This window comes from Paracoccus sp. S-4012, from assembly GCF_009674885.1.
Lineage (GTDB): Bacteria > Pseudomonadota > Alphaproteobacteria > Rhodobacterales > Rhodobacteraceae > Paracoccus.
On record NZ_WKKA01000005.1, the window covers coordinates 126,876 to 140,668 of the forward strand.

Genomic DNA, 13,793 nt, shown 5'->3' on the forward strand with positions numbered 1-13,793 from the left:
GTCCACCAGAGAGGAGACCACGAATGACCCTGACCTTCCGCCCTGCCCGCCTCGCGGCGGCCGCGCTGATCGCCTCGACGGCGCTCACCGGCGCGGCCTGGGCCGAGACCACCATCACCGCGGTGATGCATTCCGGCCTGCGCGTCCTCGACCCGGTGATCACCACCGCGCATATCACCCGCAACCACGCCTACATGATCTACGACGTGCTGCTGGCGCAGGATTCGAACTTCCAGCCGCAGCCGCAGATGGCCGACTGGACGGTCTCGGACGACAAGCTGACCTATACCTTCACGCTGCGCGACGGCCTTGTCTTCCATGACGGCGCGCCGGTGACCGCGGCCGATGCGGTCGCCTCGCTGAACCGCTGGGGACAGAAGGACGCGGCCGGGCAGGTCATCTTCGACCGCACCGCGAGCCTCGAGGCGACCGACGACAAGACGATCACCTGGACGCTGACCGAGCCGTTCCCGCCGATGCTCGACGTGCTCTCCAAGCAGTCGGCGCTGCCGCCCTTCATCATGCCCGCCCGCGTGGCCGAGACCTCGGCCGACGAGGCGATCACAGACTACACCGGCTCCGGCCCCTTCCGCTTCGTCGAGGCGGAGTTCCAGCCGGGCCTCAGCGTGACCTACGAGAAGTTCGACGACTACGTCCCGCGCGACGAGCCGGCCGACTGGATGGCGGGCGGCAAGGTCGTGAACGTGGACCGGGTGGTCTGGAGCGCGATCCCCGACATCCAGACCGCGGTGAACGCGCTCTCGGGCGGCGAGATCGACTATATCGAGCAGATGCAGGTGGACCTGATCCCGCTCCTCGAGGGCGACCCGAACGTCGTGGTCGAGGTGCGCGAGCCGACCGGCATGATGACCATGGTGCGGCCGAACTTCCTTCACCCGCCCTTCGACAACCAGGAGGTCCGGCAGGCGGCGCTGAAGGCAGTTTCGCAGGAGCCGGTGTTGGCGGCGATGATCGGCAACCCGGAATACTACACGATCTGCGGCGCGATCCTCGGCTGCGGCACGCCGCTCGGCAGCGAGGCCGGCACCGAGACCCTGACCGGCGGTGGCGGGGCCGACGCCGCGCGCGAGCAGCTGACGGCGGCGGGCTATGACGGCACGCCGGTGGTCATCATGCAGCCCACCGACATGGTGGCGCTCGTGAACCAGCCGGTCGTCGTGGCGCAAGCGCTGCGCGACGCGGGCTTCACGGTCGAGCTGCAGCCGATGGACTGGCAGACGCTGGTCACGCGCCGCGCGAGCCAGGCTGCGCCCTCCGAGGGCGGCTGGAACATGTTCATCACCAACTGGATGGTGCCCGAGATCTCGAACCCGATCGGCAACCCGATGCTGAACGGGCGCGGCGACGACGCCTGGTTCGGCTGGCCGACCGACGAGACCGCCGAGGCGCTGAAAGAGGAATACATCGACGCCACCACGCCGGAGGAGCAGAAGGCGGTGGCCGAGCGCATCCAGGCGCACGGCATCGACAACGTCCTGCTGATCCCGCTGGGGCAGTACACCCTGCCGCAGGCCCGGCGCAGCAACCTTGAGGGGATGCTGAACTCGCCCGTGCCGGTGTTCTGGAACGTCTCGAAGCCCGAAAGCTGAGGCTCGCGGCGCGGCCCTCCAAGGGGGGCCGCGCCATCAATCCCTGATCCGCTCCGAGGCCCCGTCCCCTGATGATCGGCTATATCCTGCGCCGCGTCCTGGCCGTCATCCCGGTCCTGCTGATCGTGGCGGTCTTCGTCTTCCTGCTGCTGCGCCTCACCCCCGGCGATCCGGCGGCGATCATCGCCGGCGATCAGGCGACACCCGCCCAGCTCGAGCGCATCCGCGAGGCCATGGGGCTGAACGACCCGATCCCGGTGCAGTTCGCCACCTGGGTCGGCCAGCTCGCGCGCGGCGATCTCGGCACCTCGCTGATCTCGAACCAGCCGGTGTCGAACCTCATCGCGGCGCGCATCGGGCCGACGATTTCGATCGCGCTGCTGACGATCCTGATGTCGGTCGCGCTTGCCGTGCCGATGGGGGTGCTGGCGGCCTGGCGGCACGGGAAATGGGTCGATTACCTCGTCATGACCTTCTCGGTCCTCGGCTTCTCGATCCCGGTCTTCGTGATCGGCTACCTGTTCATCCTGCTCTTTTCGATCGAGCTCGGCTGGTTCCCGGTGCAGGGCTTCACGCCCATATCGGCCGGCCTCGGGCCGTTCCTCCACAAGGCCTTCCTGCCGGCGCTGACCCTGACCACGATCTATGTCGCGCTGATCGCGCGGATGACGCGCGCCAACATGCTGGAGGTGCTGGGCGAGGACTATATCCGCACCGCCCGCGCCAAGGGCGCGCCTGAGCGGCAGGTGCTGTTCCGCCACGCGCTGAGGAACGCCGCCGTGCCGATCCTGACCGTGATCGGCACCGGCTTCGCGCTGCTGATTGGCGGCGTGGTCGTGACCGAGTCGGTGTTCAACATCCCCGGCATCGGCCGGCTGACGGTGGATGCGGTGCTGGCCCGCGACTATCCGGTGATTCAGGCCATGATCCTGCTGACCGCGGGGATCTACGTCCTCGTCAACCTGCTGATCGACCTCAGCTACACGCTCTTCGACCCGAGGATCCGCTATTGACCGACGCGACCCTCCCCCCGCCCGCTGGGCCGGGCCTCCTGCGCCGCTTCTTCCGCGGCTTGGGCTGGGCGCCACGCATCGCCCTCGTCGTGCTGAGCGTGATCGTCGCCGTCACGCTGCTCTCGCCCTGGATCGCGCCGCATGACCCGCTGGAGATGAACCCGCTGCAGCGGTTGCAGGGCCCCTCGGCCGAGCATCCGCTGGGCACCGACAACTTCGGCCGCGACCTGTTCAGCCGGGTCCTGATCGGCGGCCGCATCTCGCTGCTGATCGGCATCGGCGCCGCGGTCGTCAGCTTGCTGATCGGCCTCTTCATCGGCATGATCGCGGGTTTCTTCCGCCTCGCCGACGCGATCATCATGCGGCTGATGGACGCGCTGATGGCGATCCCCGCGATCCTGCTCGCCATCGCGCTCGTGGCGCTGAACGGCCCCTCGATCGGCTCGGTCATCGCCGCCATCACCATCCCCGAGATCCCGCGCGTCGTGCGCCTCGTGCGCGCCGTGGTCCTCAGCGCCCGCGAGGAGCCCTATGTCGAGGCCGCCATCGCCCTCGGCTCGCGGATGCCGAAGGTGCTGGTCCGGCATCTGGTCCCGAACACCCTCGCGCCGCTGATCGTGCAGGGCACCTACATCCTCGCCTCGGCGATCCTGACCGAGGCGATCCTCAGCTTCCTCGGCGCCGGCGTCTCCACCGAGACGCCGACCTGGGGCAACATCATGGCCGAGGGGCGGATGTTCTTCCGCCTCAAGCCCGAGTTGATCCTGTGGCCGGGCCTCGTCCTCTCGCTCTGCATCCTGTCGGTGAACCTGCTGGGCGATGCGGCGCGCGACATGCTCGACCCGAAGCTGAAAAAGAGGGCCGGCTGATGCATCGCGGACAGGATTTCTCGGCCGAGCCCGAGGTGGTGGCGATCCGCGACCTGACCGTGCGCCTCGCAGGCGTGCCCGGCGCCGCCCCGGTCCTCGACCGCGTCAGCCTCTCGATCCGGCGCGGCGAGACGCTCTGCCTCGTGGGCGAGAGCGGCTCGGGCAAGTCGGTCACGTCGCTCGCGACGATGGGCCTGCTGCCGGATGCGCTGACGGTCGCGGGCGGCTCGATCCGGCTGCTGGGCGACGAGCTTCTGGGCAAGTCCAAGGCCGAGATGCGCTCCCTGCGCGCGAGCCGCGTGGCGATGATCTTTCAGGAGCCGATGACCGCGCTGAACCCGGTCCTGCGCGTCGGCGACCAGGTGGCCGAGGTGCTGCAACTCCACACCCGGCTCTCCGCCTCGGCCACCCGCGCCCGCGTCCGCGACATTCTCGAGCAGGTGCATCTGCCCGATGTAGACCGGATGCTGCGCGCCTATCCGCACCAGCTTTCGGGCGGGCAGCGGCAGCGCATCATGATCGCGATGGCGCTGATCCTCGAGCCCGCGCTGCTGATCGCCGACGAGCCGACGACTGCGCTCGACGTGACCACGCAGAAGCAGATCCTGACGCTGATCGACGAGTTGAAGACCCGGCACGGGACCGCGGTGCTGTTCATCACCCACGACATGGGCGTGGTGGCCGAGATCGCGGATTCCGTCTCGGTCATGCGCCACGGCCGCATCGTGGAGACCGCGCCGATCGGCGGGTTGCTGCGCCAGCCGCGCGAGCCCTACACCCGCGACCTGTTGCAGGCGGTGCCGAGCCTCAACCCGCGCGACCCGCGGCCCGACCCGCCCGACGCCGAACCGGCGCTGAAAGTCGAGAAGCTCGAAAAGGTCTATGGCGGCGGCGGCTTCCTGCGAAAAATCCCCGAGGTCCATGCCGCGCAGAACGTGGACTTCACCCTCGCCCCTGGCCGCACCTTGGGCATCGTGGGCGAGAGCGGCTCGGGCAAGTCCACCGTCGCGCGCTGCATCATGCGGCTGATCGACCCGACCTCGGGACGGGTGCTGCTCGACGGCACCGACATCGCGCATCTGTCGCGCTCGGCCCTGCGGCCGCACCGGCGGAACATCCAGGTGGTCTTTCAGGACCCCAACCGCTCGCTCAACCCCCGCTGGACCGTGGCCGAGAGCCTGATCGAGGGGCCGGTCAACTTCGGCACACCCCGCCGCGAGGCGCTCGACGAGGCGCGGCGGCTGCTTGGCGTCGTCGGCCTGCCCCGCGACGCGATGGACCGCTATCCGCACCAGTTCTCGGGCGGCCAGCGGCAGCGCATCGCCATCGCCCGTGCCGTCGCCATGCGGCCGGACGTGCTGGTCGCCGACGAGGCGGTGTCTGCGCTCGACGTCTCTGTGCAGGCGCAGGTCTTGGAGTTGCTGGACGAGCTGCAGCGCGACCTTGGCATCGCCATCGTGTTCATCACCCACGACCTGCGCGTCGCGGCGCAGATCTGCGACGACGTGATGGTGATGCAGAAGGGCCGCGTGGTCGAATACGGACCCGCCGCCGAGGTGCTGGCCCATCCCCGGGACGCCTATACCCGCGCGCTGATCGAGGCCGCGCCGGGCCGTGGCTGGGACTTCCAGAACTTCCGCGAAATGGCCGCAACCGCTTGAAAGGTGACATGTCATGCCTGTGCTCCCCGAAATCGCCATCCGCGCCGAAGACCTGACCGCGGTCTTCCGCGACCTCCACGCCAACCCCGAGATCGGCTTCGAGGAGACCCGCACCTCGGGCATCGTGGCCGAGCGTCTTCGGGCGGCGGGGGTGGACGAGGTGCATGAGGGCATTGGCGGCACCGGCGTCGTCGGCCTGATCCGCGGCAAGGGCCAGGGCAACCGCCGCATCGGCCTGCGCGCCGACATGGACGCGCTGCCGATCGAGGAGGCGAGCGGCCTCGACTACGCCTCCACGAAGCCGGGCAAGATGCACGCCTGCGGCCATGACGGGCACACGACCATGCTGCTCGGCGCGGCCGAATACCTCGCCGCCACGCGCGACTTCGACGGCACCGCCGTGGTGATCTTCCAGCCCGCCGAGGAGGGCCTCGGCGGCGCGCGGCGGATGATCGCGGAGGGCCTCTTCGAGCGTTTCCCGGTGGACGAGGTCTACGGCATGCACAACGCGCCCAGCGGGCAGCCGAACCGCGTCGGCATCGCCAAGGGCGCGGCGATGGCAGGCGCGTCGTTCTTCGACATCCGCGTGAAGGGCAAGGGCAGCCACGCCGCCATGCCGCAGCAGTCGAAGGACGCGCTGATGATCGCGGCGGGCCTGGTGACGCAGTTGCAGAGCATCGTGTCGCGCAACGTCCCGCCGCTCGACGCCTGCGTCGTGTCGGTGACGCAATTCCACGCCGGCGCCGCCTACAACGTCGTCCCCGAGGTCGCGGTGCTGACCGGCACCATCCGCTTCTTCAAGCCCGAGGTCCGGGACCTCGCCCAGACCCGGATGCGCGAGCTTTGCGACGGCTTCGCCCGCGCCTTCGGCGTCGAGATCACCTGCGACATCCGCGAGGTCTTCGACGTGCTGATGAACGACCCCGACCTCAGCGACGCCTATATGGAGGCCGCGGCGGACGTGGTCGGCCCCGCCATGATCGACCCCGACGAGGAGCCCGCCACCGGCAGCGAGGATTTCGCGGACATGCTGCAACTGGTGCCCGGCGCCTACTGCCGGGTGGGTCACTCCGGGACGATCGGCCTGCACAACCCCGGTTTCGTTCTCGACCCTGCCATCCTGCCCGTGGGCGCCTCGATCTACGCCCGCATCGTCGAACGCCGCCTGCCGCTGAAGGAAGCCGCCTGATGACCGACGCCGTGACCACCACCGAGGGCCGCGACCCGATTGCCCTGCCCTTCGACGAGACCGACATGCTCGCACGCCTGCGGCCATGGATCGAGTGCGAGAGCCCGACCTACGACCCGGCCGCGGTCAGCCGCATGATGGACCTCGCCGCCCGCGACATGAAGGCGATGGGCTGGGAGGTCGAGGTCATCCCCGGCAGCGGCGGCTTCGGCTCGTCGGTCCGCGCGAAGGTGCCGCATCCCGACCACGGGAAGGTGCCGGGGATCATGGTCTCGGGCCACATGGACACCGTCCACCCAGTCGGCACGCTGCAGAAGAACCCGTGGCGGGTCGAGAACGGCACCGCCTGGGGGCCGGGTATCCAGGACATGAAGGGCGGCAACTTCGTCATGGTCGAGGCGGCGCGGCTGATCGCGCAGGCCGGCTGGCAGACGCCGCTGCCGATCACCTTCCTCTTCACCCCCGACGAGGAGGTCGGCACCCCCGCCACCCGCGGGCTGATCGAGGACGAGGCGAGGAAGAACGCCGCCGTGCTGCTGCCGGAACCAGCGCTCAGGAACGGCGACGCGGTCATCGGCCGCTTCGCCATCGCGCGCTTCAACCTGCGGACCGAGGGCAAGCCCAGCCATGCCGGCTGGCTGCTTAAGGAGGGCCGCAGCGCCATCGCCGAGATGGCCCGCCGCATCCTCGAGATCGAGGCCATGACCAGCGACGACTGCACCTTCTCGGTCGGGGTGATCCATGCCGGGAAATGGGTGAACTGCGTCAGCTCCACCTGCGACGCCGAGGTGCTGAGCATGGCGAAGACCCAGGCCGATCTCGACGGCGGGGTGGCGGCGCTGAAGCGGCTCGAAGGCGAGCGCAACGGGGTGGCGTTCACCGTCGCGCGCGGCGTGACCCGGCCGGTCTGGCCCCTCGGTCAGGCGGGCGACCAGCGGCTGCTGGCGGTCGCGCAGGGCGTGGCGAAGCGGATCGGGTTCCAGCTGGGGGCGCAGCCCTCCGGCGGCGGGTCGGACGGCAACTTCACCGGCGCGCTCGGCATCCCGACGCTCGATTCCATCGGCGTCCGCGGCGAGGGGCTGCACACGCTCGGGGAGCGGATCGAGACCGCGAGCCTCGTGGAGCGGGGCAAGCTCGCCGCGGGGCTGTTCATGGGCATCCGCTGAGAGGTCTCACCGCCGCCGCCGCGATGGCAGCACCGACTCGGCCGAGAGCAGGATCGCGACCGGCCGGGTCGCCGTGAACTCGCCCAGCACGATGATGACGCTCGCCGTCAACGGCACCGCGAGGATCGCGCCGGGGATGCCCCAGATCAGCGCCCAGAAGGCGACCGAGACCAGCACCACCAGCGGGCTGAGGTTGAAGGCACGGCCCATCAGCGGCGGCTCGATGGCGCTGCCGACGATCACCTGGATCACCGTCAGCGCCCCCATCGCGATCCCCGCGCTCCACAGCGAGCCGGTCTGCGCCAGCGTCAGCAGCACCGGGAAGGCCACGCCGACGACCGAGCCGATATAGGGAACGTAGTTCATCAGCCCGATCAGCACCGCCCAGAAGGCCGCGAACTCGATCCCAAGGGCCACCATCACCGGGTAGCTGAGGACGCCGAGGATCACGTTGACCAGCGTCTTGACCGCCAGGTAGCGGCCGATCCGCTCGTTGACCCGCGCGAGAACCGCGAAGGTCGAGGCCCGGGTTTCCGGGTCCTGGATGATGCGGCCGAGCTTGTCGGCGAAGGCGCGGCGCTCGATCAGGATGAAGGCGGAATAGAGCAGGATCAGGAAGATCGACGAGCCGAGGCCGCGCAGCGAGTTCAGGACCGTGACCGCGAGCGAGCGCATGTCGATCGAATCGAGCGTGATCTGGCGCAACCGCGCCCAGCCCGGCTCGCCCGAGATGCCGAGCCAGCCGGCAAAGCGGGTCATCAGCGCCACGATGTTGTCCTCGTAGCGTGGCAGCGCGGCGACGACGCGGGCGACGTTGTCGGCGAGAATCATGAGCATCACGGCCACACCGATGCCGAGGACCAGCGCCACCGCCAGGGTGACCAGCCATTGCGGCAGCCGCGCGGCCGGCGGAAAGGCGCGGACCGCCTGCGCGGCCTCGACGAGGACATAGACCACGATCACCGCGGTCAGCAGCGGCAGGATCAGCGGGCGGCCGATATAGAGCACCCAGACGAGCAGGATCGCGAAACCGAGGGCATAGACCCCGTCGCGCAGTCCGGTCGCCCAATGCATGTCCGCCATCCCTCCCTCCAACGGTTTTCGCGCGCAGGCTAGCGGCAGCGGCGGCGCTTGTCCCGCGCGACCTCGTCAGCGGCGCGCGACGATTTTTCGTACGAAAAATCGATCCGATTCTTCGTCCGAAGAATCGGGTTTCGGCGGCGCGCAACCGCAAACCGGGGCCGCACGCTCGACGCGGCCCTTGCGGCTGACCGGGCAGCGACCTAGGCCACCCCTGCCCGGCACGATGCGCGGGCTGGATAAATGTTGCTCCGGGGTCGGACCGCGATACACATGACCGAACGGTCGGTCCATTTATCGCGCGCCCCGGTCGGATCTGGGAGAACGGAATGGCCGAGGCATTCATCTGTGACGCGGTGCGCACCCCCATCGGGCGCTATGGCGGGGCCTTGTCGCAGGTGCGGGCGGACGACCTCGCGGCGGTGCCGATCGCGGCCCTGATGGCGCGCAATGGCGGCGTCGACTGGGCCGCGGTGGACGACCTGGTCTTTGGCTGCGCCAATCAGGCGGGCGAGGACAACCGCAATGTGGGCCGCATGGCCGCGCTGCTGGCGGGGCTGCCGGTCAGCGTGCCGGGGACGACCGTGAACCGCCTCTGCGGCTCGGGGATGGATGCCGTCGGCATGGCCGCGCGCGCGATCCGGGCGGGCGACTGCCGCATGGTGATCGCCGGCGGGGTCGAAAGCATGAGCCGCGCGCCGTTCGTCATGCCCAAGGCCGAGGCCGCCTTCAGCCGCCAGAACGCCGTCTATGACACCACCATCGGCTGGCGTTTCGTCAATCCGAAGATGAAGCACGCCCATGGCACCGACTCGATGCCCGAGACCGCCGACAACGTCGCCGCCGACTACGGCGTCAGCCGCGCGGACCAGGACGCCTTCGCCGCCCGCAGCCAGGCCCGCTGGGCCGCGGCGCAAGAGGCGGGGCGCTTCAGGGACGAGATCGTGCCGGTGAAAATCCCGCAGCGGAAGGGCGACCACATCACCGTGGACACCGACGAGCATCCCCGCCCCGGCACTTCGGTCGAGCAGTTAGCGAAGCTGAAGGGCGTGAACGGTCCCGACCTGACGGTGACGGCGGGCAACGCCTCGGGCGTGAACGATGGCGCGGCGGCCCTGATCGTCGCCTCGGAGGAAATGGCGGCGGCGCAGGGCCTCACGCCCCGCGCCCGCGTCGTGGCGATGGCGGCGGCGGGGGTGGAGCCGCGGGTGATGGGCATCGGCCCGGTCCCGGCAGTCCGCCGCGTGCTGGACATCGCGGGGCTGAGCCTCGACCAGATGGACGTGATCGAGCTGAACGAAGCCTTCGCGGCGCAGGGCCTCGCCGTCACGCGCGAGCTTGGCCTGCCGGACAACGCGCCGCATGTGAATCCGAACGGCGGCGCGATTGCCCTGGGCCATCCGCTCGGCATGTCGGGGGCGCGGCTCGTGACCACGGCGACCTGGCAGCTGGGCCGCACCGGCGGGCGCTATGCGCTTTGCACGATGTGCGTTGGCGTGGGCCAGGGCATCGCGCTCGTGCTCGAGAGGGTCTGACCAAGGCCGGACAGGGCTGGAGGGGAAGACGGCCGGGGCGAGCCGGTGGGACAGCGTGAGGGGGCTGACGAGACCCCGTTCAGATCGAAATCGGTGGGGCGGGTGCGGGCCATTCCCGTTCTGCCCGCCTTTCGGCCGGTCGTCTTGCACGCAGGGGGCCTCGCGCTCGACGCGGATGGTCAGCGGCGTCGGGTCCTCCATGACGCCGCCCTCGCATGGGGGTCACTCGGGCACGTGGCTGCCGGCGATGGTCCGCGCGAGGCCGCGGAAATGCGCGATGATGCGGCCGTCCTGGTTCGTCACGTCGACGTCGTAGACGCCCGAGCGCCCGGTCCGGGACTGCTCGCGCGCCGTCGCTGTCAGGCGGTCGCCGAGGCGGACGGGCGCGGTGAAGTTGATCGAGGCCTGCTGCGCGACCGTGACGGCGTTGTGGCTGTTGCAGGCGAAGGCGAAGGCGCTGTCGGCGAGCGTGAAGATGTAGCCGCCATGGCCGTTGCCGAGGCCGTTCAGCATCGCTTCGGTGACGGTCATGCTCATCACCGCCTCGCCGGGCGCCACGCGGTCGAGGCGCATGCCGAGATGCTGCGCGGCGCGGTCGTCAGCCCAGATGGCGGCGGCCGAGGCTTCGGCGAGCGCCTGCGGGGTCATGTCCGCGGCGCGGGTCATCGGCCGCGGAACCCGGCCGGACGCTTCTCCAGGAAAGCTGTCACGCCCTCGCAGTAATCCTCGCTGCGGCCCGCCGCGGCCTGCAGGTCGCGCTCGTGGTCGAGTTGCTCGTCGAAGCTGCGGGAGGCGGCGCCGTTAATCAGCCGCTTGGTCAAGCCGTGGCTCAGCGTCGGCCCGGCGGCGAGGCGGCGGGCGAGCGCGGTCGCCTCCTCCATCAGAACCGCGTCGTCCACGGCCTTCCAGATCATGCCCCATTCCGCCGCGGTCGCGGAGGGCAGCGGCTCGGCCGTCAACGCGAGGCCCTTGGCCCGCGCCTCGCCCACCAGCCGCGGCAGCAGCCAGCTTCCGCCTGCGTCGGGCACGAGGCCGATTTTCGAGAACGCCTGGATGAACGTCGCCGAGCGCGCGGCAAGCACGATGTCGCAGGCGAGCGCCACATTCGCCCCCGCCCCCGCGGCGACGCCGTTGACGGCGCAGACGACGGGCTTCTCGAGGCCCCGGATCAGGCGCAGCAGCGGGTTGTAGTAGGTGTCGAGCGTGGTGCCGAGGTCGGGGATTTCGCCGCCGTTCCTCGGGTCGCGCCCGCCGAGGTCCTGCCCCGCGCAGAAGCCGCGGCCCGCGCCGGTCAGCAGCACGGCGCGGATTTCGGCATCGTCGCGGGCGCGCTCGAAGCCCGCCTGCAGCGCACCGAGCATCTCGGGCGTGAAGGAATTGAGCTTGTCGGGGCGGTTGAGCGTCAGCGTCAGGACGCCCTCGTCCAGCCCGGTCAGAACGGTGTCGGTCACGCGCGAAGCCTCCTCCTCGCCAGCCCCTCCGGCGGCGCAAAGACCCGTCACATAGACCCGGCGGCCAGTCAATTCGGTTCGCAGGAGGGGGAGGAGAACGCCGCCGGTGCCTGCCCTGGCTGTTCACCGGCTTCCCTTCGGCTTGTCCCGCGATCCAGCGGTTGCCTCGGCCCCGCGCCTCCGTCATGCCAAGGCAGGCAACGGAGGAGCCAGACGTGACCAGCCCGACGCGCGATTTCCACCTGCCCGGCCGCTCGGCCGTCTTCGCGCGGAACGGCGCCTGCGCCACCTCGCATCCGCTGGCGGCCAAGGTGGCGCTGGACATCCTCGCGCGCGGCGGCAACGCGATGGACGCGGCCATCGCGGGGGCGGTGCTGCTCGGCGTCTGCGAGCCGCATATGTGCGGCATCGGCGGCGACTGCTTCGTGCTGGCCAGCCGCGAGGGCGAGGCGGAGGTCATCGGGCTGAACGGCTCGCGCCGCGCGCCCGCCGCCGCCGACGCCGCGCGCCTGCGCGAGCGCGGCATCGAGGCGGTGCCGCTGCACGCGGCCGAGGCGGTGACGATCCCCACGGCGATCGACGGCTTCCTGCGCCTGCTCGGCGATCACGGGCGGATCGGCGTCGATGCCGTCCTGGCCCCCTCGATCCGCTATTTCGACGAGGGCGTGCCCGTCGCCCCGCGCGTGGCCCATGACTGGCCGACCTACGCGAAGGCGCTGCATCCCGCGGCCCGCGGGCATTTCCTGCCCGGCGGCCGCGCGCCGCGGGTGGGAGAGATCTTCGCCCTGCCCGGCCAGGCCGAGGTTCTGCGCCGCATCGCCCGCGACGGCCGCGACGGCTTCTACGCGGGAGAGGTGGCCGAAGACATGCTGGCCGCGCTGTCCGACGCCGGCGGCGTCCACACCGCCGACGACCTGGCCGCCGCCGCCGGCGAGTATTGCGCGCCGATCTCGACCGACTACCGCGGCACCGAACTGATCGAGCTGCCGCCGAACGGCCAGGGCGCGGCGGCGCTGCTGATGCTCAACATCCTGTCGCATTTCCACCTCGCCGCCATGGACCCGTTCGGGGCCGAGCGGGTGCATCTGGAAGCCGAGGCGGCGAAGCTCGCCTACGACGCCCGCAACCGTTTCATCGCGGAGGGGGGCGGCCGCCTCGACCACATGCTGAACCCCGCTACGGCCGAGGCGCTCGCCGCGCTGATCGACCCGGCCCGTCCGATGGCAGATCCCGCGCCGCTGACCGAGGCGATCCACCGCGACACGATCTACATTACCGTGGTGGACCGCGACCGCATGGCAGTGTCGCTGATCTATTCGCTGTTCCACCCCTTCGGCTCCGGCATCGCCTCGCCGCGCTTCGGCATCATGCTGCAGAACCGTGGCGCGGGGTTCTCGCTGGCCGAAGGGCATCCGAACGAGATGGCGCCGGGGCGGCGGCCGCTGCACACGATCATCCCGGGGATGCTGCGGCGCGAGGGGCGCGTGGTGATGCCGTTCGGCGTGATGGGCGGCGCCTATCAGGCGGCGGGCCATGCCCGCTTCGTGTCGAACTTCGTCGATTACGGCATGGACCTGCAGGCCGCCATCGACGCCCCGCGCAGCTTCCCCGAGGCGGGCGCGCTGCGGCTCGAGCGCGGCTATGGCGATGCAGTTGCTGCGGAACTCGCCGCGATGGGCCACCGGATCGAGCGGCCGGAGGGACCCATCGGCGGCGCGCAGGCGATCTGGATCCGCGGGGACGGCGTGCTGGAGGCGGCGTCGGACGGGCGCAAGGACGGCTGCGCGCTCGGCTGCTGAGGCGATTGTGCCGCTTCCGGCCCCAGCCTAGACTGCCCGGCATGACCGACACCGCCGCCCCGCCGATCAGCGGCCCCGAGGCCGCCGCCCGCATCCGCGCAGGCCTGCCGCACGAGCCCTGCATCTCCGGCGCGGTCGAGATCCTGAAGGTCTGCGCCGACCTCACGCGGATGAAGATCCTGCTGGCGCTGCGCGGGCGCGAGATGCGGGTCGCGGACCTGGCCCGCGTCGCCGGCATCTCCGAAAGCGCCGCCAGCCACCAGCTGCGCCTGCTGCGCGCCCACCAGATCGTGGCCTTCCGCAAGGAAGGCCGCACCGCGTGGTATCGGCTGGCCGACCACCACGTCGCCACGCTGCTGCAGAACGCGCTCGACCACGCGCATGAGGGGCACGGGTCCTGAGCTTCATCGGCGTCCTGAG

General features: G+C 70.5%; 12 protein-coding genes. 9 read left to right on the forward strand and 3 right to left on the reverse strand.

All coding sequences use genetic code 11. The annotated features are described in order from the left end of the window. Positions 1–23: 23 nt before the first annotated feature. From GI374_RS08770 to GI374_RS08795, 6 genes are all read left to right on the forward strand, one after another. Positions 24–1,610, forward strand: a complete 1,587-nt coding sequence (locus GI374_RS08770) for an ABC transporter substrate-binding protein (RefSeq protein ID WP_154336687.1) — start codon at positions 24–26, stop codon at positions 1,608–1,610. Positions 1,611–1,681: 71 nt separating this feature from the next. Then, positions 1,682–2,623 (forward strand): ABC transporter permease, encoded by a 942-nt coding sequence (locus GI374_RS08775; RefSeq protein ID WP_154336688.1) that lies wholly within the window; start codon positions 1,682–1,684, stop codon positions 2,621–2,623. A 59-nt stretch (positions 2,624–2,682) separates the two neighbouring features. Beyond that, complete coding sequence (locus tag GI374_RS08780; protein ID WP_370515252.1) at positions 2,683–3,492, forward strand: ABC transporter permease; 810 nt, start codon at positions 2,683–2,685, stop codon at positions 3,490–3,492. After that, positions 3,492–5,153 carry an ABC transporter ATP-binding protein gene (locus tag GI374_RS08785; RefSeq protein WP_154336690.1) on the forward strand — a complete coding sequence of 554 codons (1,662 nt, stop codon included), beginning with the start codon at positions 3,492–3,494 and terminating at the stop codon, positions 5,151–5,153. The genes GI374_RS08780 and GI374_RS08785 overlap by 1 nt, the downstream gene beginning before the upstream one ends. Positions 5,154–5,166: 13 nt before the next feature. Beyond that, a complete protein-coding gene (locus GI374_RS08790; protein ID WP_154336691.1) occupies positions 5,167–6,342 on the forward strand; it encodes a M20 aminoacylase family protein in 1,176 nt (391 codons plus the stop codon). After that, positions 6,342–7,508 carry a M20/M25/M40 family metallo-hydrolase gene (locus GI374_RS08795; protein WP_154336692.1) on the forward strand — a complete coding sequence of 389 codons (1,167 nt, stop codon included), beginning with the start codon at positions 6,342–6,344 and terminating at the stop codon, positions 7,506–7,508. Before GI374_RS08790 ends, GI374_RS08795 begins: the two co-directional genes overlap by 1 nt. Before the next feature lie 6 nt (positions 7,509–7,514). Here GI374_RS08795 and GI374_RS08800 read toward each other — a convergent pair whose 3' ends face one another. Beyond that, positions 7,515–8,582, reverse strand: coding sequence for an AI-2E family transporter (locus tag GI374_RS08800; protein WP_154336693.1), 1,068 nt, complete (start codon positions 8,580–8,582; stop codon positions 7,515–7,517). Between the two features lie 335 nt (positions 8,583–8,917). Here GI374_RS08800 and pcaF point away from each other — a divergent pair, with 335 nt between their 5' ends. Next, positions 8,918–10,123 (forward strand): 3-oxoadipyl-CoA thiolase, encoded by a 1,206-nt coding sequence (gene pcaF / locus GI374_RS08805; RefSeq protein ID WP_154336694.1) that lies wholly within the window; start codon positions 8,918–8,920, stop codon positions 10,121–10,123. Between the two features lie 222 nt (positions 10,124–10,345). Here the strand turns inward: pcaF and paaI are convergent, their stop codons facing one another. Continuing rightward, positions 10,346–10,771, reverse strand: a complete 426-nt coding sequence (gene paaI / locus GI374_RS08810; RefSeq protein ID WP_154336824.1) for a hydroxyphenylacetyl-CoA thioesterase PaaI — start codon at positions 10,769–10,771, stop codon at positions 10,346–10,348. A 14-nt stretch (positions 10,772–10,785) separates the two neighbouring features. Next, positions 10,786–11,574, reverse strand: coding sequence for a 2-(1,2-epoxy-1,2-dihydrophenyl)acetyl-CoA isomerase PaaG (gene paaG / locus GI374_RS08815; RefSeq protein ID WP_370515239.1), 789 nt, complete (start codon positions 11,572–11,574; stop codon positions 10,786–10,788). Positions 11,575–11,789: 215 nt separating this feature from the next. Here paaG and GI374_RS08820 point away from each other — a divergent pair, with 215 nt between their 5' ends. Beyond that, positions 11,790–13,373 (forward strand): gamma-glutamyltransferase family protein, encoded by a 1,584-nt coding sequence (locus GI374_RS08820; protein WP_370515240.1) that lies wholly within the window; start codon positions 11,790–11,792, stop codon positions 13,371–13,373. Between the two features lie 41 nt (positions 13,374–13,414). After that, positions 13,415–13,774 carry a metalloregulator ArsR/SmtB family transcription factor gene (locus tag GI374_RS08825; RefSeq protein ID WP_154336697.1) on the forward strand — a complete coding sequence of 120 codons (360 nt, stop codon included), beginning with the start codon at positions 13,415–13,417 and terminating at the stop codon, positions 13,772–13,774. Positions 13,775–13,793: the final 19 nt, after the last annotated feature.